The organism is Paenibacillus sp. P4_E11 (assembly GCF_056401635.1).
In genome coordinates this window covers 1-1,017 of record NZ_JBFUIX010000560.1, presented here as the reverse complement: position 1 = coordinate 1,017, position 1,017 = coordinate 1, and the positions used below count along the sequence as shown (strand labels likewise).

At 39.1% G+C, this 1,017-nt stretch carries 1 protein-coding gene; it reads left to right on the top strand.

Annotation, left to right across the window (positions count from 1 at the left end; all coding sequences use genetic code 11):
* Positions 1-148 precede the first annotated feature (148 nt).
* The coding region (locus tag AC1DWB_RS36035; RefSeq protein ID WP_477545849.1) for a helix-turn-helix domain-containing protein at positions 149-1,017 on the top strand (869 nt) is incomplete at its 3' end.

Below are 1,017 nucleotides of genomic sequence, written 5' to 3'. Positions count from 1 at the left end.
AACAACGAGAAGGAAGATAAGACTCCTATCAAGATGAAAAAACAGCGTAAGTTGAATTTAGATACTTCTCAAGTGAAAGAATATCAGGATGCTCCAAACGTAATTATTAAAAAGGATAAGGATAGAGCAAATAGAATGAGTGATGACGATGCAAACACAGTTTAATCCTAAGAGGTTATCCTCAGCGAGAACTGCGCGAGGGTTTACCATTAAAGAACTAGCTGAGCGAATTGGGATTAGCAAACAGGCCATATCACAATTTGAGTTAGGTCAAGCAATTCCAAAGGCTGAAACGATGATGCTTATTGTTAATATACTTGATTTTCCCAAAGGCTATTTTTTTGAAACCGATGAGGAGCAGTACGTGGGGAATACTTTTTTCCGGGCTTCAGTTTCAATAACGAAACGGGTTAGAGAAATGCAAAAGGAACGCGCTGGTTGGGTTTCGAAGGTTTATAATGTTTTGAATCAATATGTTGAATTTCCCACTCTTAACCTTCCCGACCTTTCAGATTCTACTGATGGAGAATGGGATACAGATCGAATAGAAGAGTTAGCCATTATTATAAGGAACCACTGGCAACTTGGAGATAAACCAATTAATAACTTAGTAAACGTTCTAGAAAGCAATGGAGTTATTGTTGCTTCAGTTGAACTGGGAAGTGTAAAAGTGGATGCCTTCTGTCAACCGAGATCTGGAAGATCATTTATTATTCTGGGAGAAGATAAGAAATCTGCGTCTAGGCGACATTTTGATGCTGCTCATGAATTAGGCCACTTGTTAATGCATATAGATGTTCACAATCAAGACAGTCTGACAAAAGAGGAATTCAAGCTGATGGAACAGCAGGCTAATCAATTCGCTTCTGCCTTACTTCTACCCGAAGACGCATTTTCTTCAATGGTTTCAAGTGAAACAACGCTGGATGGTTACACAGAACTTAAAAAGTATTGGCGCGTTTCCATTGGGGCAATGATTCACCGTGCTAAAGACCTAGGAATAATATCGCTAAGTCG